The following is a 23,322-nucleotide window of genomic DNA, read 5'->3' on the forward strand; positions in this document are numbered from 1 at the left end:
TCAGTGGTCGCCCATGCGGCCGAGCTCGTTGTCGATGAAGGCGAACACCTCGTCGGCGCTGGCCGATTCGAAGGCGTCGTCCACGGGAGTGCCGGTCGACTCCGGCGCGCTGCCGCGCACCTTGTCCAGCATCTGGCCGAGCCGGAGGGCGAGTCCCGCGCGGGTGATCTCGTCGTGCTCGCCCGCCGTGAAGAGCGCCTCCAGGCGGTCGAGTTCGGCGAGCAGCGAGGGGCCCTGGGGGCCCTCGTCGCCGGGGGCCAGCTCGGAGACGAAGTGTTCGGCGAGTGCCGTGGGGGTCGGGTAGTCGAAGACCAGGGTGGCCGGCAGGCGCAGCCCGGTCGCCGTGGAGAGGTGGTTGCGCAGTTCCAGAGCGGTCAGCGAGTCGAAGCCGAGTTCCCGGAACTCCTGGGTCACGTCGACGGCCTTCGGCGTGGCGTGGCCGAGCACCCGGGCGGCCTGCTCGCGGACCAGGTCGGTGACGTAACGGACGCGTTCGTCGGCGCGCAGTTCGCCGAGCTTGGCGCCGAGGGCGGCGGCCGCTCCGGCCGCGTCGGTGGCGGCCGCGGTGCGGCGGCTGCTCCTGACCATGCCGCGGAAGAGCGGCGGCAGGTCCTCGGGGGCGGCGCCGCGCATGGCGCCGGGGGCGAGGCCGACCAGGACCAGGAACGACTCGTCGGAGCCGCGTGCGATGTCGAAGAGGCCGAAGCCCTGGTCGACGGAGAGCGGCGGGAGGCCGCCGGACTGCATGCGGCGCATGTCGGTGTCGGAGAGGGTGCTGGTCATGCCGCCGTCGTGGGACCAGGGGCCCCAGGCGAGCGAGGTGCCGGCCAGGCCCTGGGAGCGGCGGTGCGCGGTCAGGGCGTCGAGGAAGGAGTTGGCCGCGGCGTAGTTGCCCTGGCCGGGGCTGCCCATGACGCCGGCGATGGACGAGAACGGCAGGAACGCGGCCAGGTCCAGGTGGCGGGTGAGTTCGTGCAGGTGCCAGGCGGCGTCGACCTTGGGCCGCAGGACGGCGGCGAGCCGTTCCGGGGTGAGCGAGGCGACGACGCCGTCGTCGAGGACGCCCGCCGTGTGCACGACCGCGGTGAGCGGGTGTGCGGCGGGGACGCCGGCGAGGAGGGCGGCGGTGGCGTCGCGGTCGGCGGTGTCGCAGGCGGCGACGGTCACCTCGGCGCCCAGCTCGCGCAGTTCGGCGGCGAGTTCGGCGGCGCCGGGCGCGTCCGGGCCCCGCCGGCCGGCCAGCAGCAGGTGCCGCATGCCCGAGGCGGCGAGGCGGCGGGCGAGGTGTCCGCCGAGCGCGCCGGTGCCGCCGGTGATGAGGACGGTGCCGTCGGGATTCCAGCGCGGCGGCATCGTCAGCACGATCTTGCCGACGTGCCTGGCCCGGCTCATGAACCGGAACGCCTCGCGTGCCCGCCGCACGTCCCACACCTTGAGCGGCAGGGGCCGCAGGGCGCCCTCGGCGAACAGGTCGAGGAGTTCTTCGAGGAGTTCGCGGTTGCGGGCGGGTCCGGCCTCGCCGAGGTCGAAGGCCCGGTAGGTCACGCGGTCGATCGAACGCTGGTCGCGGATGTCGGTCTTGCCCATCTCCAGGAACCGGCCGCCGTCCGCCGTCAGCCGCAGCGACGCGTCCACGAACTCGCCCGCGAGCGCGTTCAGTACGACATCCACACCCCGGCCACCGGACACCGCCCGGAACTTCTCCTCGAAGCCCAGATCACGCGAGGACGCGATGTGGTCGTCGTCCAGACCGAGCCCGCGCAGCGTGTCCCACTTGCCCTCACTCGCGGTCGCGAACACCTCCGCGCCCAGATGCCGGGCCAACTGCACCGCCGCCATACCGACACCGCCCGCACCGGCGTGCACCAGCACCGACTCCCCCGCCCGCAGACCCGCCAGGTCACGGAAGGCGTACAGGGCGGTGAGGAACACCAGCGGCACGGAGGCCGCCTCCTGCTGGGTCCAGGCGTCGGGGACGCGGGCGAGGTAGTGCTCGTCGGCGACGACGACCGGCCCGAACCCGCCGGGCACGGTTCCGAACACCCGGTCGCCGGGCCGCAGTTGGGTGACGGCGGAACCCACGGCCGTGACCGTACCGGCGGCCTCGGTGCCCATCGGGCCGGACTCGCCGGGGTACATGCCGAGCGCGTTGAGGACGTCGCGGAAGTTCAGACCGGTCGCGTCGACGTCGATCCTCACCTCGTGGTCGTCGAGCGGTCGCAGCACCTCCGGGCACGGGGCGAGGACGAGGTTGTCCAGGGTGCCCTTGCCGGTGGTGTCGAGCCGCCACGGCACGTCGACGGGCGGGAGCAGTCCGGCGCCGGTGGCGAGGCGGTCCAGCCGGCCGACGCGGACGGTGCCCCCGCGCACGGCGAACTGGGCGTCGCCGGTGGCGAGCAGGGCCGGCAGGTCCGGCAGCAGTGCCTGGACGTCGTCCTGTCCGTCGAGGTCGACGAGGACGAACCGGTCCGGGTTCTCGGACTGGGCCGAGCGCACCAGACCCCAGGCGGCACCCGCGGCGAGGTCCCGTACGGTCTCGCCGTCGGCGGCGGACACCGCGTCACGGGTGACGAAGACCAGGCGGGTGCGGTCGAACCGGTCGTGGTCCAGCCACTGGCGTACGAGTTCCAGGGTGCGGGCGGTGAGGGCGTGGACGGCGCCGGGGACGTCCGTGCCGGGTGCGGCCGGGTCGCCGCCGCCCGCGTCCGTGCCGTCCGGGGCCGTGTACTCCCCGTGGAGCGGGACGAGGACGTAGTCGGGGGCGTCGGCCGGGTCGGTGAGGTCGGCGAGGGACGACAGTGCGGTGCCGGTGCCGAAGACGTCGGCGCCCAGGGTGACGGCCCGCAGCCCCTCGGTGGGCTTGACCTCGGGGGCGGTGACCCAGTCGAGGCGGAACACCGGTTCCTGGCCGCCGGTGGCCACCGGGGCGCGCGGCACGCTCGGGGCGCGCAGCACCAGGGCCTCGGCGGACAGCACGGGCGCGCCCTCGGCGTCGACCGCCGTGAGCGTGACCGACTCGTCGCCGAGCCTGGTGATGCGGGCCCGCAGGGTGGTGGCGCCGCCGGCGTGCAGCGAGACGCCGTTCCAGATGTACGGCAGCAGCGGGTTGTCCTCGCTGCCGACGCCGAGGTAGCCGTTGGCGTGCTGGACGGCGTCGAGCAGGGCCGGGTGGATGCCGAAGTACTGGGCGTCCCCGGCGATCTCCTCGGGCAGGGCGACCTCGACGAAGGCCTCCTGTCCGCGGATCCACACCTTGCGCATCCCCTGGAAGCAGGGGCCGTACTCGGTGCGCTCGTAGGTGCCGTCGATCGGCATCGGCTGGGCGTCCGCCGGCGGCCAGACGGGGACGTCGAACGGGGCGGTGTGCTCCGCGGCGGCGAGGGATCCGGTGGCGTGCCGGGTCCAGGGGGCGTCGGTGGCGTCGGACGGGCGGGAGTAGAACGCGATGGTGCGGGTCCCCTCCTCGTCCGGGGCGCCGAGGACGACCTGGAGGGCGGTGGGCACCTTCTCGTTCAGCACCATCGGGGTGGACAGGACGAGTTCCTGGACCCGGCCGCAGCCGACCTGGTCGGCGGCGCGGACGGCCATCTCCAGGTAGCCGGTGCCGGGCAGGACGACCGTGCCGCCGACCTTGTGGTCGAGCAGCCAGGGGTGGACCCGCATGGAGATCTGGCTGGTGAACAGCGCGCCCTCGGAGTCGGCCAGCGGCACGGCGGCGCCGAGCAGCGGGTGGTCGGCGGAGACCAGGCCGGCGGAGCTGACGTCGCCGGTGAGGGCGGCCGGGCGGGGCCAGAACCGCTCCCGCTGGAAGGGGTAGGTCGGCAGTTCGGTGCGGCGCGCCCCGGTGCCCTCGAACCAGGCCGCCCAGTCGACGCGGACACCGGCCGTGTGGAGCCGGGCGAGCGCGGTGAGCAGCGCGGTCTCCTCGTCGCGGTCCGCGCGCAGCGCGGGCACGGCGACGGCGTCGAGGCCGGTGTCCAGGCAGCGCTGGGTCAGCGCGGTGAGGACACCGCCGGGTCCGGCCTCCAGGAACGCGCTCACTCCGGCGTCGGCCAGGGCGCGCACGCCGTCGGCGTAGCGGACGGTGCCGCGGACGTGGCGCACCCAGTAGTCGGCCGAGCACAGCAGCCCCGGGTCCGCGATCTCGCCGGTCACGTTGGAGACGACGGGGATGCGCGGTTCGGCGTACGTCAGTCCCTCCGCGACGGCGCGGAAGGCGTCCAGCATCGGCTCCATCAGCGGCGAGTGGAAGGCGTGACTCACCGTCAGGCGCTGCGTCTTGCGGCCGTCCGCCGTGAACAGGGCGGCGAGGGTGAGGACGTCCTCCTCGGTGCCGGCGACGACGACGGAGTCGGGTCCGTTGACGGCGGCCAGCGCCACGCCGTCGGTGAGCCTGGGGGTGATCTCCTCCTCGGTGGCCTGTACGGCGATCATGGCGCCGCCGGACGGGAGTTCCTGCATCAGCCGGGCGCGGGCGGCGACCAGCGTGCAGGCGTCCTCCAGCGACAGGACACCGGCCACGTGCGCGGCCGTGATCTCACCGACGGAGTGACCGGCCACGTAGTCGGGCCGCACGCCCCAGGACTCGACGAGCCGGTACAGGGCGACCTCGACGGCGAACAGCGCGGGCTGGGTGTAGCCGGTGGTGTCGAGGAGGGCCGCCTCGGGCGTGCCCTCTTCGGCGAACAGGGCGGTGCGCAGGGGGACTTCGCCGACGGTGTCCAGGCGGGCCAGTACGGCGTCCAGGGCCTCGGCGAACACCGGGAAGGCGGAGTACAGTTCGCGCCCCATGCCGGCCCGCTGGGAGCCCTGGCCGGAGAACAGGACGGCGGTGGTGCGGTACGCGGCGCGGCCCCGCGCCACCTCGAGGGGTTCCCCGCCGGGTCCGGTGAGGAGGACCGCGCGGTGATCGAGCAGGGCGCGGCCGGTGGCCAGGGAGTGGCCCACGTCCAACGGGGACCTGCCGGTCAGGGCGGCGATGCGGGCCACCTGGGCGTCCAGGGCCTCCTCGGACTTCGCGGAGACGGGCCACGGGACGACCGAGGGGGCCGGGGCGGGGGCCGCCGTGCCGGTCGTCGCGGAGCCGGCCGGTTCGGGCCCCGCCTCGGGCTCGGGTGCCTGCTCGATGATGGTGTGGGCGTTGGTGCCGCTGATGCCGAACGACGAGATGCCCGCGCGCCACGGCCTGCCGGTCTCCGGCCAGGGGGACGGCTCGGTGAGCAGGCGCACCGCGCCGGCCTCCCAGTCGACGTGCGTGGAGGGCTTGTCGACGTGGAGGGTCTTCGGCAGGACGGCGTGCCGCATCGCCATGACGGTCTTGATGATGCCGGCGACGCCGGCGGCGGCCTGGGTGTGGCCGATGTTCGACTTGAGGGAGCCGAGCAGCAGCGGGCGCTCCGGGTCGCGGCCCTGGCCGTAGGTGGCCAGCAGGGCCTGTGCCTCGATGGGGTCGCCCAGCGGGGTGCCGGTGCCGTGGCCCTCGACGGCGTCGATGTCGGCGGGGGTGAGTCCGGCGCTCGCCAGGGCCTGGCGGATGACGCGCTGCTGCGAGGGGCCGTTGGGGGCGGTCAGGCCGTTGGAGGCGCCGTCCTGGTTGATGGCCGAGCCGCGGACCACCGCGAGCACCTCGTGCCCGTTGCGGCGGGCGTCGGAGAGCCGCTCCACGACGATCAGGCCGACGCCCTCGGACCAGCCGGTGCCGTCGGCGGCGTCCGCGTACGCCTTGCAGTGGCCGTCGGTGGCGAGGCCGTTCTGCAGGGTGAAGCCGGAGAAGCCGGACGGGGTGCTCATGAGGGTGACGCCGCCCGCGACGGCGAGGTCGCACTCGCCGGCCCGCAGCGCCTGGAGCGCCCAGTGCAGGGCGACCAGGGAGGAGGAGCAGGCGGTGTCGACGGTGACGGCCGGGCCCTCCAGGCCGAAGGTGTAGGCGAGCCGGCCGGAGACGACGCTGGCGGCCAGTCCGGTGCCGGCGTGGCCCTCCAGGTCCTCGCGGGAGTTCATGACGAGGGTGGAGTAGTCCTGGCCGTTGGTGCCGACGAACACGCCGGTGCGGCTGCCGCGCAGTCCGTCGGCGTCGATGCCGGCCCGTTCGAACGCCTCCCAGGTGGTTTCCAGGAGCAGGCGCTGCTGCGGGTCCATGGCGATGGCCTCGCGGGGTGAGATCCCGAAGAAGCCGGCGTCGAACTCGGCGGCGCCGTCGACGAATCCGCCCCGGAGGGTGGCGCTGCGGCCGCGGCCGTCCGCGCCGCCGGTCGCCAGGGTGGCGAGGTCCCATCCCCGGTCCTCGGGGAAGGCCTCGATGCCGTCGCGGCCCTCGCTGAGCATCCGCCACAGGTCCTCGGGGGAGCGCACGCCGCCGGGGAGGCGGCAGGCCATGCCGACGATGACGATCGGGTCGTCGGACAGCCCGGCGGCGTTCACCCGGTCGGGGCCGGCCGTGGTGTCCTGCTCGCCGAGGAGTTCGGCGAGCAGGTGCTCGGCCAGGGCCCGCGCGGTCGGGAAGTCGTAGACCGTGGTGGCGGGCAGGCGCAGACCGGTGGCGAGGGCGAGCCGGTTGGGCAGCTCGATAGCGGTCAGCGAGTCGAAGCCCAGGTCGCGGAAGTTGCGGTCGGGGGCGACGGCCTCCGGGCCCGGGTGGCCGAGGACGGCGGCGGCGTGGGTGCGGACCAGGTCGTCGAGGACCGCGGTGCGGTCGGCGGCGGGCAGTTGTCGCAGCCGCGCGGCGAGCCCGGAGGCGGCCGTCTCGGTCTGCTGCCGCGCCGCGGCCGCGTCGGCCAGCGCCTGCCGGGCGTCCGGCAGGTCGCGCAACAGGGCGTTGCCGCGGATGCCGATGAGGCCGTCCAGGACCTGCGGCTGACGGGGGTCGAAGACCACGGGCGCCGGCTCCGGCCGGGTCACCGCCTGCCGCAGGGCGGCGAGCGCGAGGTCCGGGTGCACGGCCGGGTGACCGGTGGTGCGGGCCGGGCGCGCGGAGGCGGCGCCGGTGTCGGCGTCCGTCGCGCCGGTGACCGTGGGGGCCGTGCCCGGCTCCGCGTCGGTCCAGGCGCCCCAGGCGATGGAGGTCGCGGGCAGGCCCTCGCCCCGGCGGCGACGGGCGAGCGCGTCCAGGACGGCGGTGGCGGCGGCGAGGCCCGCGCGTCCCGCGGTGCCGACCGTGCCGGCCACCGAGGAGCAGAGCACGAACGCCGTCAGGTCCAGGTCCCGGGTCAGTTCGTCCAGGTGGAGGGCGGGCGCGGTGCGGGCGCGGTGCAGCGCGGCGAACCGCTCCGGCGTGAGGTCGTCGAGCACTCCGTCGTCGACGACGCCGGCGGCGTGCACCACTCCGGTCAGCGGGGTGTCCTCGGGGATGTCGGCGAGGACGGCGGCGAGGGCGTCGCGGTCAGCGGCGTCGCAGGCGGCGACCGTCACCTCCGCGCCCAGCTCCCGCAGCTGGTCGGCGAGTTCGGCGGCGCCGGGCGCGTCAGGGCCGCGCCGGCTGACCAGCACCAGGCGGGCGGCGCCGGCGGCGGCGAGCCAGCGCGCCACGTGGGCGCCCCGGCCTCCGGTGCCCCCGGTGACCAGGACGGTGCCGCTGGGCTCCCATCCGGCGTCGGGTGCGGCCTCCGGCGCGGGCACCAGCCGGCGGCCGAAGACGGCCGAGTCGCGCACGGCCACCTGGTCCTCGCCGTCGTGTCCGGCGAGGACGGCGGCGAACCGCCGGGCGGCGCGGTCGTCCAGGGCGGCGGGCAGGTCGATCAGCCCGCCCCACCGCACGGGGAGTTCCAGTGCCGCGACCCGGCCGAGGCCCCACACCGCCGCCTGGCCGGGGGCGGTGAGCCGCTCCGTGCCGGCCACGGCGACGGCGCCGCGCGTCACACACCACAGGGGCGCGCTGATCTCGGCGTCCAGCAGGGCCTGGAGCAGCACCGCCGTCGGGACGGCGGGGGTCTCGGCGGTGTCCGTGAGGGCGAGCAGGGACAGCACTCCGGTGAGCGCGGCGCCCTCGGACAGCAGGCCGCGCAGCCGCCGGGCGAGCGCGTCGCGGTCGTCGTGGTCGTCGGTGCCGACGGTGAGTTGCACGACGTCGGTGCCCACGCCCGCCAGGACGGCGGCCACCCACGCGTCGTCGGCGAGCGCCTCGGGGACGACGGCCAGCCAGGTGCCGGTGGGGGCGGGCGCGGTGGAGGGCAGCGACAGCGGCTTCCACACCTCGTGGTGCCTGGTGCCGTCGACCATCGCCTGGTCGCGCTGCCTGCGCCGCCAGGTGGACAGGGCGGGCAGGACCGCGCCCAGCGCGTCGGTGTCGACCGCGAGATCGGCGGCGAGCGTGGTCAGGTCCTCGCCCTCCACGGCGGTCCAGAACGCCGTGTCCAGGAGGTCGGCCCCGGTTCCGCCCGCCGTGGAGCGCTGGGCGTCGGGCCAGTGCCGGGACCGCTGGAAGGCGTAGGTCGGCAGTTCGGTGCGGCGGGCGCCGGTGCCGTCGAAGCACGGCCGCCAGTCGACGCGTACGCCGTTGACGTGGAGCCGGGCCAGCGCGGTGAGCAGCGCGGTCTCCTCGGGCCGGTCCTTGCGCAGCACCGGCACCGACACGACGTCCTCGCCGCCGTCCAGCACCCGCGCGGCCATCCCGGTCAGGACACCGTCCGGGCCCAGCTCCAGGAAAGTGTTCGCCCCGGCACCGGACAGCGCGCGCACACCGTCGGCGAACCGCACCGTGCCACGGACATGACGCACCCAGTACTCCGCCGAACACAGCAGGGCGGCGTCGGCGATCTCGCCGGTCACGTTGGACACGACGGGGATGCGCGGTTCGGCGTACGTCAGTCCCTCCGCGACGGCGCGGAAGGCGTCGAGCATCGGGTCCATCAGCGGCGAGTGGAAGGCGTGGCTGACGGACAGGCGCTGCGTCCTGCGGCCCTTGGCGGCGAACGCGTCGCCCAGTGCGACGACTTCGGCCTCGGCGCCGGACACGACGACGGACTCGGGACCGTTGACCGCGGCCAGGGCGGTCCCGTCCGTGAGGTGCGGGGTGATCTCCGCCTCGGTGGCCTCGATCGCCATCATGGCGCCGCCGGCCGGGAGGTCCTGCATCAGCCGGGCACGCGCCGCGACCAGCGTGCAGGCGTCCTCCAGCGACAGCACCCCGGCGACGTGCGCGGCCGTGATCTCACCGACGGAGTGACCGGCCACGAACTCCGGCCGCACACCCCACGACTCGACCAGCCGGAACAACGCCACCTCGACCGCGAACAACGCGGGTTGCGTGAACCTGGTCGTGTCCAGGAGTTCCGCCTCGGGCGTGCCTGCTTCCGCGAACAGCACCTCCCGCAGCGGACGGTCCAACTCGGCATCGAGCCGGTCCAGTACGGCGTCCAGGGCCTCGGCGAACACCGGGAAGGCGGCGTACAGTTCACGCCCCATCCCGGCCCGCTGCGACCCCTGACCCGAGAACAGCACGGCGAGCGACCGCTCCACCGCACGGCCGCGCGCCACCTCGACGGGGGCACCGCCCTCCGCGTCGGCGAGGAGCACCGCCCGGTGCTCGAACACCGACCGTCCCGACGCCAGCGAGAAGCCGACGTCCAGCGCGGACGCGGTGTCGGGGTCGAGGGAGGTGATCCGCTCCAGTTGGCCCGCCAGGGCCTCCTCGGACTTGGCCGACACCGGCCACGGCACGGTCCCGGGAACGCGCCCGGGCTCCACGGCCGGTGTGACCGGCTCGGTCTCCGGGGCCTGCTCGATGATGGTGTGCGCGTTGGTGCCGCTGATACCGAAGGACGACACACCGGCCCGGCGCGGACGCCCGGTCTCCGGCCAGTCGACGGTCTCGGTGAGCAGGCGCACCTCGCCCTCGGTCCAGTCCACGTGGGTCGACGGGGCGTCGATGTGCAGGGACTTGGGCAGCAGGCCGTGGCGGAGGGCCATGACGGTCTTGATGACGCCGGCAACTCCGGCGGCGGCCTGCGCGTGGCCGATGTTCGACTTGATGGAGCCGAGCAGCAGTGGCCGGTCGGCGGGCCGGTCCTGGCCGTAGGTGGCCAGCAGGGCCTGTGCCTCGATCGGGTCGCCCAGGGTCGTGCCGGTGCCGTGCGCCTCGACGGCGTCCACGTCGGCGGGCGTGAGCCCCGCGCTCGCCAGGGCCTGGCGGATGACGCGCTGCTGGGACGGGCCGTTGGGGGCGGTCAGGCCGTTGGAGGCGCCGTCCTGGTTGACGGCGGAGCCGCGCAGCACGGCGAGCACCGGGTGGCCGTTGCGGCGGGCGTCGGAGAGGCGTTCGACGACGAGCATGCCGACGCCCTCCGACCAGCCGGTGCCGTCGGCGGCGTCCGCGAACGCCTTGCAGCGGCCGTCCGGGGCGAGGCCGCCCTGCCGGGTGAAGCCGGCGTAGCCCATGGCGGTCGACATCACGGTGACGCCGCCCGCGAGGGCGAGGCTGCACTCGCCGGAGCGCAGCGCGTGGGCCGCCCAGTGCAGGGCCACCAGGGAGGAGGAGCAGGCGGTGTCGATCGTGACCGCCGGGCCCTCCAGGCCGAAGGTGTAGGACAGACGCCCGGAGATGACGCTGGTGGCGAGGCCGGTCGGGGCGTGACCCTCGGCGTCCTCGCTGGAGTTCATGACGAGGGTGGTGTAGTCCTGGCCGCTGGTGCCGACGAACACACCGGTCTGGCTGCCGCGCACGGTCGCCGGGTCGATGCCGGCGCGTTCGAACGCCTCCCAGGACGTCTCCAGGAGCAGACGCTGCTGCGGGTCCATGGCGAGGGCCTCGCGCGGGGAGATCCCGAAGAAGCCGGCGTCGAAGTCGGCGACGTCGTACAGGAACCCGCCCTCGGAGGTGGCGCTGCGGCCGTGGCCGCCGTGTCCGCCGCGCATGAGGGTGTCCAGGTCCCAGCCGCGGTCCGTCGGGAAGGCGGAGATGCCCTCGCGGCCCTCGACGACGAGCCGCCACAGTTCCTCGGGCGAGCTGACGCCGCCGGGCATCCGGCAGGCCATGCCGACGATGACCACCGGGTCGTCGGCGACGTCGGCGGCCACGAGGGGGGCGCCCGGGTCGCCGTGTTCGTCGAGGAGTTCGGCGAGCAGGTGCTCGGCGAGCACGGTGGGCGTCGGGTAGTCGAAGACGAGGGTCGCTGGGAGCCGCAGGCCGGTGACGGCGGTGAGGCGGTTGCGCAGTTCGACCGCGGTGAGCGAGTCGAAGCCGAGGTCGTGGAAGTCGCGGTCGGCCTCGACGGCCTTGGCCGAGGAGTGGCCGAGTACGGCGGCGGCCTCGCCGCGGACCAGGTCGAGCAGGACGCGGACGCGCTCCTCCTCCCGCGTCTCCAGGAGTCGGCGGGTGAGGTCCGCGGCGACCCGGGCACCGCCGACGGCGGTGGCGGCGGCGCGCCGGGTGCCGCGCACCAGGTTGCGCAGCAGCGGCGGCACCTCGCCGAGCATCCGGGTGGTGCCGGAGGCGCCGATGGGCACGAGGTGCGGCTCGTCGGAGACCACGGCGGCGTCCCAGAGCGCGAGGCCCTGCTCGACGGTGAGGGGCGGCGCGGCCGAGGCGGCCATCCTGCGGGCACTGGCGTCGGAGAGGGTGCCGGTCATGCCGCCGTCCTGGACCCAGGCGCCCCAGGCCAGGGAGAGGGCGGGCAGGCCGGCGGCGGCCCGCTGCTGGGCGAGTGCGTCCAGGAAGACGTTGGCCGCCGCGTAGTTGCCCTGACCGGCGCTGCCCATCACACCGGACACCGACGAGTACATGACGAAGGCGGCCAGGTCCAGGTCCCGGGTCAGCTCGTGCAGGTGCCAGGCGGCGTCGACCTTCGGCCGCAGCACCTCCGAAACCCGCTCCACCGACAGGGAGGTGACCACGCCGTCGTCGAGGACGCCCGCCGTGTGCACGACCGCGGTGAGCGGGTGTGCGGCGGGGACGCCGGCGAGGAGGGCGGCGGTGGCGTCGCGGTCGGCGGTGTCGCAGGCGGCGACGGTCACCTCGGCGCCCAGCTCGCGCAGTTCTGCGGCGAGTTCGGCGGCGCCGGGCGCCTCCGGACCGCGCCGGCCGGCCAGCAGCAGGTGCCGCATGCCCGAGGCGGCGAGGCGGCGGGCGAGGTGTCCGCCGAGCGCGCCGGTGCCGCCGGTGATGAGGACGGTGCCGTCGGGATTCCAGCGCGGCGGCATCGTCAGCACGATCTTGCCCACGTGCCTGGCCCGGCTCATGTACCGGAACGCCTCACGCGCCCGCCGCACGTCCCACACCGTCACCGGCAGGGGACGCAGCGCACCCTCGGCGAACAGGCCCACCAACTCCCGCAGCATGGCCTGCGTACGGTCAGGACCCGCCTCACCCAGATCGAAGGCACGGTAGGCCACCCGCTCCACCGACCGAGGATCCCGGATATCGGTCTTGCCCATCTCCAGGAACCGGCCGCCGTCCGCCGTCAGCCGCAGCGACGCGTCCACGAACTCGCCCGCGAGCGCGTTCAGTACGACATCCACGCCCCGGCCACCGGACACCGCCCGGAACTTCTCCTCGAAGCCCATATCACGCGAGGACGCGATGTGATCGTCGTCCAGCCCCAGACCCCGCAGCGTCTCCCACTTGCCCTCACTCGCGGTCGCGAACACCTCCGCACCCAGATGCCGCGCCAACTGCACCGCGGCCATGCCCACACCGCCCGCACCGGCGTGCACCAGCACCGACTCCCCCGCCCGCAGACCCGCCAGCTCGGTCAGGCCGTAGTAGGCGGTCAGGAAGACCAGCGGCATCGACGCCGCCTGCTCGTCCGTCCATCCGTCGGGGACCGGGACCAGGAACCGTTCGTCGATCAGGACGTCGGTGCCCAGGCCGCCGGGCACCATGCCGAACACCCGGTCGCCGGTCCGCAGCCCGGTGACCTCGGGGCCGGTCTCCGTGACGACACCGACGGCCTCGGCGCCGAGGAGTCCGGCCTCGCCGGGGTACATGCCGAGCGCGTTGAGCACGTCGCGGAAGTTCAGCCCGGCCGCCCGCACCGCGAGGCGCACCTGCCGGCCCTCCGGCGCCCGCAGCACCTCGGGGCAGGCGGTGAGGGTGAGGGCGTCCAGGTTGCCCTTGGCGGTGCTGTCCAGCCGCCAGGGGCCATGGGCCGGGGGCAGCAGTCCGGCACCGGTGACCGCCCGGTCGAGGCGGCCGACGAGTACGTCCCCGTCCCGTACGACGAACTGGGCGTCGCCGCCCGCCAGGAGTTCCGGCAGCAGCGGCAGCACGGTCTCGACGCGGCTGTCCGCGTCGAGGTCGAGCAGGGCGAAGCGGGTGGGGTTCTCGGAGTGCGCGGCGCGCAGCAGACCCCAGACGGCCGCGGCCGCCAGGTCCTCGACCCGGTCGCCGTGCCCTGAGCACATCGCGCCCCGGGTGACGAACACCAGCCGGGCCGTCTCGAAGCGGTCCTGTCGCAGCCACTCCTGCACCAGGTCGAGGGCGTGCGCGAGAAGCGTGTGCGTGGCCCCCGGTACGTCGTCGCCGTGACAGTCGCCGGACACGGGGACGCACACCAGGGTCTCGGCGCCGGTGAGACCGTCCAGGGCGGCCGCGGCGGCGTCGGTGCCGAGCGCGGGCAGCACGGCGTGGCGGACCGAGGGGTCGGCGGCGGTCTCGGGGGCGGCGGTCCACTCCAGGCGGAGCAGCGAGTCCAGCTCGGTGCGGTGGGCGGCGGGCGCCCGCATACCGGCGGGGACGCGCAGCACCAGCGACTCGGCCGACAGGACGGGCGCGCCCTCGACGTCCACGGCGGCGATCGACACCGAGTCCTCACCCGTGCGGGCGACCCGGAAGCGGACCACGGAGGCGCCGCCCGCGTGCAGCGACACCCCGGACCAGGAGAACGGCAGCAGCTTGTGCTCGTCGTCCAGGCCGGCGAAGCCGACGGACTGCACGGCCGCGTCCAGCAGCGCCGGGTGCATGCCGTAGTAACCGGCGTCGTCCGCCTCCGCCGGGAGCGCGGCCTCGACGAACGCCTCCTCACCGCGCTTCCACACGGCGCGGATGGTGCGGAAGACGGGACCGTACTCGGTGCGGTCGTAGAAGCCTTCCAGGTCGGCGGCGACCGCGTTCCGCGGGGGCCAGACGCTCGCGTCGAAGCCGGTGGTCCGCGCGTCCGTGCCGAGCACGCCGGCCGCGTGCTCCGTCCAGGTCGCCTCCGGCGCGTCGGCGGCCCGCGAGTACAGGCTCACCTTGCGGGCGCCGGACTCGTCGGGCGCCCCGACCCACACCTGGACGACGACGGCCCCGTCCTCGGGCAGCAGCAGCGGCGTGGCGAGGGTGAACTCCTCGACGCACGCGCAGCCGACCTCGTCACCGGCGCGCACGGCCAGTTCCAGGAAGCCGGTGGCCGGGAAGAGGACCATGCCGCCGCCGACGGTGTGGTCCGCCAGCCAGGGGTGTGTGGTGAGCGACAGGCGCCCGGTGAACAGCACGCCCTCGGAGGCGGCGAGCGCCGTGGCGGCGCCCAGCAGCGGGTGCTCGGCGGGGCGGAGCCCGGCGCCCGTGACATCGCCGGTGTGGGCCGCCGGGCGGGGCCAGTACCGCTCGTGGTGGAAGGCGTACGTCGGCAGCGCCACCCGGCGCGCACCGGTCCCCTCGAAGCACGGCGCCCAGTCGACGTCCACGCCGGTGACGTGGAGCCGGGCCAGCGCGGTGAGCAGGGCGGTCTCCTCGGGGCGGTCCTTGCGCAGCACCGGCACCGACACGACGTCCTCGCCGCCGTCCAGCACCCGGGCCGCCATTCCGGTCAGGACACCGTCGGGGCCCAGTTCCAGGCACGCGTTGACACCGGCACCGGACAGCGCCCGCACACCGTCGGCGAACCGCACCGTGCCCCGGACGTGGCGCACCCAGTACTCCGCCGAACACAGCAGCCCCGGGTCCGCGACCTCACCGGTCACGTTGGACACGACCGGGATGACCGGCTCGGCATACGTCAGCCCCTCCGCGACGGCGCGGAAGGCGTCCAGCATGGGCTCCATCAGCGGCGAGTGGAAAGCGTGACTCACGGACAGGCGCTGCGTCTTGCGACCCCTCTCCGCGAACTCGTCGGCGAGCGCGAGGACTTCCCGCTCCACACCCGCGACGACGACCGCGCCCGGTCCGTTGATCGCCGCGAGGGCGGTGCCGTCCGTCAGCCTCGGAGCGATCTCCTCCTCGGTCGCCTGCACGGCCACCATCGCGCCACCGGCCGGGAGTTCCTGCATCAGCCGGGCACGCGCCGCGACCAGCACGCACGCGTCCTCCAGGGAGAGGACACCCGCGACGTGCGCGGCGGTGATCTCACCGACGGAGTGACCCGCCACGAACTCCGGCCGCACACCCCAGCTTTCGACCAGCCGGAACAACGCCACCTCGACGGCGAACAGCGCGGGCTGCGTGTAACCGGTCGTGTCCAGGAGTCCCGCCTCGGGCGTGCCCTCCTCCGCGAACAGCACCTCCCGCAGCGGACGTGCCAGCTCCACGTCCAACCGGGCCAGTACGGCGTCCAGCGCCTCGGCGAACACCGGGAACCGGGCGTACAGCTCACGCCCCATCCCGGCCCGCTGCGAACCCTGACCCGAGAACAGCACGGCGAGCGACCGCTCCACCGCACGACCATGCGCCACCTGCACGGGAGCACCGCCCTCCAGGCCGGTGCCCGCGAGGAGCACCGTCCGGTGCTCGAACAGTGACCGCCCGGAGGCCAGCGAGTAGCCCACGTCCAGGACGGACCCCGCGTCGAAGGAGGTCACCCGGTCGATCTGGCCCGGCAGGGCGTCCTCGGACCGTGCCGAGACCGGCCACGGCACCAGGACCGGCGAGACGGACGGCGCGGTGGCCGGCTCCGGGTCCTGCGCGGCCGGTTCGGGCTGTTCGAGGATGACGTGGGCGTTGGTGCCGCTGAGGCCGAAGGACGAGACGCCCGCGCGCCACGGCCGGTCCGTGTCCGGCCACTCGGTGGGCTCGGTGAGCAGCCGTACCGCGCCGGCCTCCCAGTCCACATGGGTGGAGGGCCGGTCGACGTGGAGGGTCCTGGGCAGGGCGCCGTGGCGCATGGCGAGCACCATCTTGATGACGCCCGCGACGCCGGCGGCGGCCTGGGTGTGGCCGATGTTCGACTTGATGGAGCCGAGCAGCAGCGGGCGCTCCGGGTCGCGGCCCTGGCCGTAGGTGGCCAGCAGGGCCTGTGCCTCGATCGGGTCGCCCAGGGTCGTGCCCGTGCCGTGCGCCTCGACGGCGTCCACGTCGGCGGGCGTGAGTCCGGCGCTCGCCAGGGCCTGCCGGATGACGCGCTGCTGGGACGGGCCGTTGGGGGCGGTGAGGCCGTTGGAGGCGCCGTCCTGGTTGATGGCCGAGCCGCGGACCACCGCGAGCACCTCGTGCCCGTTACGGCGGGCGTCGGAGAGGCGCTCCAGGACGAGCATGCCGACGCCCTCGGACCAGCCGGTGCCGTCGGCCGCGTCGGCGAACGCCTTGCACAGGCCGTCGCCGGCCAGGCCGCCCTGCCGGGTGAAGCCGGAGAAGTTCATCGGGGTCGACAGCACGGTGACGCCGCCCGCGAGGGCGAGGGAGCTCTCCCCGCTGCGCAGGGACTGGGCGGCGAGGTGCAGGGCGACCAGGGAGGAGGAGCAGGCGGTGTCGACGGTGAGCGCCGGGCCCTCCAGGCCGAGGGCGTAGGAGACCCGGCCGGAGATGACACTGGTGGCGAGGCCGGTACTGGCGTGCCCCTCGACGTCCTCGCGGGAGGTCATCACCAGGGTCGCGTAGTCCTGGCCGGTGGTGCCGACGAAGATGCCGGTGGCGCTGCCGCGCAGGCTCTGCGGGTCGATGCCGGCGCGTTCGAACGCCTCCCAGGACGTCTCCAGGAGCAGACGCTGCTGCGGGTCCATGGCGAGGGCCTCGCGCGGGGAGATCCCGAAGAAGCCGGCGTCGAAGCCGCCCACGTCGTGCAGGAAGCCGCCGCGGCGGGTGGCGCTGACGCCCCGGTTGTCGTGGCCTCCGCCGAACAGGGCGTCCAGGTCCCAGCCGCGGTCGGTCGGGAACGCGGTGATGCGGTCCTCGCCGTCGGCGAGCATCCGCCACAGTTCGTCGGGGGTGGTGATGCCGCCGGGCATGCGGCAGGCCATGCCGACGATGACCACCGGGTCGTCGGCGACGTCGGCGGCCACGAGGGGGGCGCCCGGGTCGCCGTGTTCGTCGAGGAGTTCGGCGACCAGGTGCTCGGCGAGGCCGTGCGGGGTCGGGTAGTCGAAGACGAGGGTGGCGGTCAGCCGCAGGCCGGTGGCGGTGGTGAGGCGGTTGCGCAGTTCGACGGCGGTGAGCGAGTCGAAGCCGAGTTCGCGGAACTCACGGCCGGGTTCGATCGCCTTGGGCGAGGAGTGGCCGAGCACGGCGGCGGCCTCGACCCGGACCAGTTCGACGAGGTGGCGGACGCGCTCGTCCTCGGGAAGGGCCAGCAGGCGGCGCGTCAGATCGGCGGCGGTGCTCGCGCCGCCGACGGCGGTGGCGGCGGCGCGCCGGGTGCCGCGCACCAGGTTGCGCAGCAGCGGCGGCACCTCGCCCGGGATGCGCAGGTCGCCGCCGGTGGAGCCGATGGGGACCACGAGGGGTTCGGCGGAGCCGGTGGCGGTGTCGAAGAGGGCGAGGCCGCGCTCGACGGGGAGGGGGGCGGCGCCGGAGGCGGCGATGCGCTGCATGTCGGCGTCGGAGAGGGTGCCGGTCATGCCGGCGCTCTGCGCCCAGGCGCCCCAGGCCAGGGAGAGGGCGGGCAGGCCGGCGGCGGCCCGCTGCTGGGCGAGCGCGTCCAGGAAGACGTTGGCCGCCGCGTAGTTGCCCTGGCCCGCGCTGCCCATCACACCGGACACCGACGAGTACATGACGAAGGCGGCCAGGTCCAGGTCCCGGGTCAGCTCGTGCAGGTGCCAGGCGGCGTCGACCTTCGGCCGCAGCACCTCCGAGACCCGCTCCGCCGACAGCGACGTCACCACGCCGTCGTCCAGGACACCGGCGGCGTGGACGACCGCGGTCAGCGGATGCGCCGTGTCGATCCCGGCGAGCAGTGCCTCGACCGCCTCGCGGTCGGCCATGTCGCAGGCGGTGATGTCGACGACCGCCCCGGCGGCCGCGAGTTCGTCCCGCAGCTCGGCGGCGCCCTCGGCCTCGATGCCCCGGCGGGACACCAGGAGGAGGCGGCGTGCGCCCCGCGCGGTCACCAGGTGGCGGGCCAGTTCCCGGCCCAGGCCTCCCGTGCCGCCGGTGATGAGGACGGTGCCGTCGGGATTCCAGCGCGGCGGCATCGTCAGCACGATCTTGCCCACGTGCCTGGCCCGGCTCATGTACCGGAACGCCTCACGCGCCCGCCGCACGTCCCACACCGTCACCGGCAGGGGACGCAGCGCACCCTCGGCGAACAGGCCCACCAACTCCCGCAGCATGGCCTGCGTACGGTCAGGACCCGCCTCACCCAGATCGAAGGCACGGTAGGCCACCCGCTCCACCGACCGAGGATCCCGGATGTCGGTCTTGCCCATCTCCAGGAACCGGCCGCCGTCCGCCGTCAGCCGCAGCGACGCATCCACGAACTCGCCCGCGAGCGCGTTCAGCACGACATCCACACCCCGGCCACCGGACACCGCCCGGAACTTCTCCTCGAAGCCCAGATCACGCGAGGACGCGATGTGATCGTCGTCCAGCCCCAGACCCCGCAGCGTCTCCCACTTGCCCTCACTCGCGGTCGCGAACACCTCCGCACCCAGATGCCGGGCCAGCTGCACCGCAGCCATCCCCACACCGCCCGCACCGGCGTGCACCAGCACCGACTCCCCCGCCCGCAGACCCGCCAGGTCACGGAAGGCGTACAGGGCGGTGAGGAACACCAGCGGCACGGAGGCCGCCTGCTCGTCCGTCCATCCGTCGGGGACGTGGACGAGGTAGCGCTCGTCGATGAGCACGGTGTCGGCCAGGCCGCCGGGCACCATGCCCATCACCCGGTCGCCGGCCCGCAGCCCGGTGACCTCGGGGCCGGTCTCCGTGACGACACCGACCGCCTCCGAGCCGAGGAGTCCGGCCTCACCCGGGTACATGCCGAGCGCGTTCATCACGTCGCGGAAGTTCAGCCCGGCCGCCCGCACGTCGAGGCGCACCTGCCGGCCCTCCGGCGCCTGGAGCGCCTCCGGGGAGGGGGCGAGGGTAAGGGCGTCGAGGGTGCCGCGGTCGTCGCTGTCGAGCCGCCAGGGCAGTCCGGCGACCGGGAGCAGGCTCGCGCCGCTGGTCAGCCGGGCCAGCCGGGCGACGCGTACGGTGTCGTCGCGGACGAGGAACTGGGTGTCGCCCCCGGCCAGGAGTTCCGGCAGCAGCGGCAGCACGGTCTCGACGCGGCTGTCCGCGTCGAGGTCGAGCAGGGCGAAGCGGCCCGGGTTCTCTGCCTCGGCGCTGCGGACCAGGCCCCGGGCGGCGGCAGCGGCGAGGTCGTGCACCCGTTCGCCGGTGCCGGCGGCGACGGCACCGCGCGTGACGAACACCAGCCGGGACGGTCCGGACGGGTTCAGCTCCAGCCACTCGCGCACCAGGTCGAGGGCGCGGGCGGTGAGGGTGTGGGCGGCGGCGGGCAGTTCGCCGTCCGTGCCGTCCAGTGGTACGAGGACGAGGTCGGGCGGCGGGGTGACGGCCGGGCAGTCGGCGAGAGTGGTGACGGCGGTGCCCGGCAGTCCCGTCCCGGCGCCGAGGACGGCGCAGTGGACGTCCGTGCCGTCGCCGGTGTCGGGGGCGGGGGTCCACTGGAGGCGGAGCAGGCCGTCCTGTTCGCTGCCGCGCAGCGCGGGGGCCTGGATGGCGGAGGGGACGCGCAGGATCAGCGACTCGGCGGAGAGCACGGGCGCGCCCTCGACGTCGACCGCGGCGATGGAGACGGAGTCCTCGCCGACCCGGGCGACGCGGACGCGGACCACGGAGGCGCCGCCCGCGTGCAGGGACACCCCGGACCAGGAGAACGGCAGCAGCTTCTTGCCGTCGCCGAGGCCGACGAAGCCGACGGACTGCACGGCCGCGTCCAGCAGCGCCGGGTGCATGCCGTAGTACTCGGCGTCGTCGACCTGGCTCGGCAGGGCCACCTCGACGAACGCCTCGTCGCCGCGCCGCCAGACGGCGCGCAGTCCCTGGAAGACGGGGCCGTACTCGGTGCGTTCGTAGAAGCCCTCGAGGTCGGCGGCGACGGCGCCGCGCGGGGGCCAGACGCTCGCGTCGAAGGGGGTGGTGCGCTCGCCGGTGGTGAGGACGCCGTTGGCGTGCTCGGTCCAGCGCTGCTCCGGGTCGTCCATGGTCTGCGAGTAGACGGTGACCTTGCGGGCGCCGGTCTCGTCCGGGGCGCCGACCCACACCTGGACGACGGCGGCGGCGTCCTCGGTGAGGATGAGCGGCTTGGCGAGGGTGAGTTCGTCGATGCGGTCGCAGCCGACCTGGTCGCCGGCGCGGACGGCGAGTTCCAGGAAGCCGGTGGCGGGGAAGGCGACGACGCCGCCCACCGTGTGGTCCATCAGCCAGGGGTGGGTCTGCGCGGAGAGGCGTCCGGTGAACAGGACCCCGTCGAGGCCCGCGAGGGAGACCGCGGCGCCCAGCAGGGGGTGTTCGGCGGAGACCAGGCCGGCGGCCGACACGTCGCCGGCGGCGGCCATCAGGACGGGCCAGTACCGCTCGTGCTGCCACGGGTAGGTGGGCAGGTCGGTGCGGCGCGCGCCGGTCCCGTCGAAGCAGCGGGCCCAGTCGACGCGTACGCCCGCGACGTGCAGCCGGGACAGGGCGGTGAGCAGAGAGCGTTCCTCGGCGCGGTCCTTGCGCAGGGCAGCCGCGGACACGGTGTCGGCGGCGCCGTCGAGCACCCGCGCGGCCATCCCGGTGAGGACGCCGTCGGGGCCCAGTTCCAGGAAGGCGTCGGCGCCGGCGGCGGCCAGGGCGCGCACGCCGTCGGCGAAGCGCACGGTCTGCCGTACGTGGCGCACCCAGTAGTCGGCGGAGCACAGCAGGTCCGGGTCGGCGATCTCGCCGGTCACGTTGGAGACGACGGGGACGACGGGCTCGTGGTAGGTCAGGGCCTCCGCGACCTCGCGGAAGGCGTCGAGCATCGGCTCCATCAGCGGCGAGTGGAAGGCGTGGCTCACCGACAGGCGCTGCGTCTTGCGTCCCTGGGCGGCGAACTCGGCGGCGAGGGCCCGGACTTCGGACTCGACACCGGCGACGACCAGGGCTTCCGGTCCGTTGACGGCGGCCACGGACACGCCGTCGGTCAGCTTGGCGGTGATCTCCTCCTCGGTGGCCTGGACGGCCGTCATGGCGCCGCCGGCCGGGAGGTCCTGCATCAGCCGGGCGCGGGCGGCGACCAGGGTGCAGGCGTCGTCCAGGGACAGGACGCCCGCCACGTGGGCGGCGGCGATCTCGCCGACCGAGTGGCCCCCGACGAACTCCGGGGTCACGCCCCACGACTCGACGAGCCGGTAGAGCGCGACCTCGACGGCGAAGAGGGCGGGCTGGGTGTAGCCGGTGGTGTCGAGGAGGGCCGCCTCGGGGGTGCGGCGTCCGGCGAAGACGATGTCGCGCAGCGGGCGGTCGAGCTCGCGGTCGAGCCGGTGCAGTACGGCGTCGAGGGCTTCGGCGAACACCGGGAAGCGGGCGTACAGTTCCCGGCCCATGCCGGGCCGCTGGGAGCCCTGGCCGGAGAACAGGACGGCGAGTGACCGTTCCGTGGCCCGGCCGCGGGCCGCCTCGGCGGGTACGCCGTCGGCGCCGGTGAGCAGCACGGCCCGGTGCTCGAAGACCGAGCGTCCGGTGGCGAGGGAGTAGCCGGTGTCGAGGGCGGTGGCGTCGGTGGGTGCGGTGATCTGCGCGAGCCGGTCCCGCAGGGCGTCCTCGGTCCTGGCGGAGACCGGCCACGGCACGACCGCCGGGGTGAGGGACGGGGCGGCGGGCTCTTCGGGCTCCGGGGCCGGCTCGGCCTGTTCGAGCAGGACGTGGGCGTTGGTGCCGCTGATGCCGAAGGAGGACACGCCGGCCCGGCGGGGGCGGCCGGTCTCCGGCCAGGGGGTGCGCTCGGCCAGGAGGCGGACGGCGCCCGCGTTCCAGTCGACGTGCCGGGACGGCCGGTCGGCGTGCAGGGTGGGCGGCAGGACGCCGTGGCGCATGGCCATGACCATCTTGATGACGCCGGCGACGCCGGCGGCGGCCTGCGCGTGGCCGATGTTCGACTTGATGGAGCCGAGCAGCAGGGGCCGTTCGGGGTCGCGGCCCTGGCCGTAGGTGGCGAGCAGGGCCTGGGCCTCGATGGGGTCGCCGAGGGGGGTGCCGGTGCCGTGCGCCTCGACGGCGTCGACGTCGGCGGTGGTGAGGCCGGCGGTGTGCAGGGCGCGCTGGATGACGCGCTGCTGGGAGGGGCCGTTGGGGGCGGTGAAGCCGTTGGAGGCGCCGTCCTGGTTGACGGCGGAGCCGCGGATCACGGCGAGCACGGGGTGGCCGTTGCGGCGGGCGTCGGAGAGGCGTTCCAGCAGGAGCATGCCGACGCCCTCGGACCAGCCGGTGCCGTCGGCGTCGTCGGAGAAGGCCTTGCACCGGCCGTCGCCGGCCAGTCCGCCCTGGCGGCTGAACTCCATCAGGGAGCCGGGCGCGGACATGACGTTGACGCCGCCCGCGAGGGCGAGGCCGCACTCCCCGGCGCGCAGGGCGTGGGCGGCGGCGTGCAGGGCGACCAGGGAGGAGGAGCAGGCGGTGTCGACGGTGACCGCCGGGCCCTCCAGACCGAGGGTGTAGGACAGGCGGCCGGAGGTGGCGCTGGCGGCGATGCCGGTGCCGATGTCGCCGGTGGCGTCGGCCAGGGAGCGGACCAGCAGGTAGGCGTAGTCCTGGCCGTTGGTGCCGACGAAGACGCCGGTGGTGCTGCCGCGCAGGCTCTGCGGGTCGATGCCGGCCCGCTCCAGGGTCTCCCAGGACGTTTCGAGCAGCAGGCGCTGCTGCGGGTCCATGGAGACGGCCTCGCGGGGCGAGATCCCGAAGAAGGCGGCGTCGAAGTCGGCGACGCCGTCGAGGAATCCGCCCTGCTGGCTGACGGAGTGGCCGCGGGCGTCCGTACCGGCGTCACGCAGGGCGTCGAGGTCCCAGCCGCGGTCGGTGGGGAAGCCGGAGATGGCGTCGGTGCCGGACTCGACGAGCCGCCACAGGTCCTCGGGGGAGGCGATGCCTCCGGGGTAGCGGCAGCTCATCGCGACGACGGCGATGGGTTCCGCGGCGGCTGCCGCGAGTTCCCGGTTCTGCCGTCGCAGCCGTTCGGTCTCCTTGAGCGAGGCCCGGAGAGCTTCGACAACTTTTTCGCTGGGCGTGGTCATGGT

General features: G+C 74.9%; 1 protein-coding gene. It reads right to left on the minus strand.

Going from position 1 to position 23,322, the window contains the following annotated elements:
* A complete protein-coding gene (locus tag FHX78_RS00840; RefSeq protein ID WP_145865529.1) occupies positions 1 to 23,319 on the minus strand; it encodes a type I polyketide synthase in 23,319 nt (7,772 codons plus the stop codon).
* Between the last annotated feature and the right edge of the window lie 3 nt (positions 23,320 to 23,322).

Source organism: Streptomyces capillispiralis, assembly GCF_007829875.1.
Lineage (GTDB): Bacteria > Actinomycetota > Actinomycetes > Streptomycetales > Streptomycetaceae > Streptomyces > Streptomyces capillispiralis.

What these genes read in the sequence shown, in the direction of transcription:
- FHX78_RS00840 (WP_145865529.1), bottom strand. Translation starts at nt 23,319, where the DNA reads ATGACCACGCCCAGCGAAAAAGTTGTCGAAGCTCTCCGGGCCTCGCTC.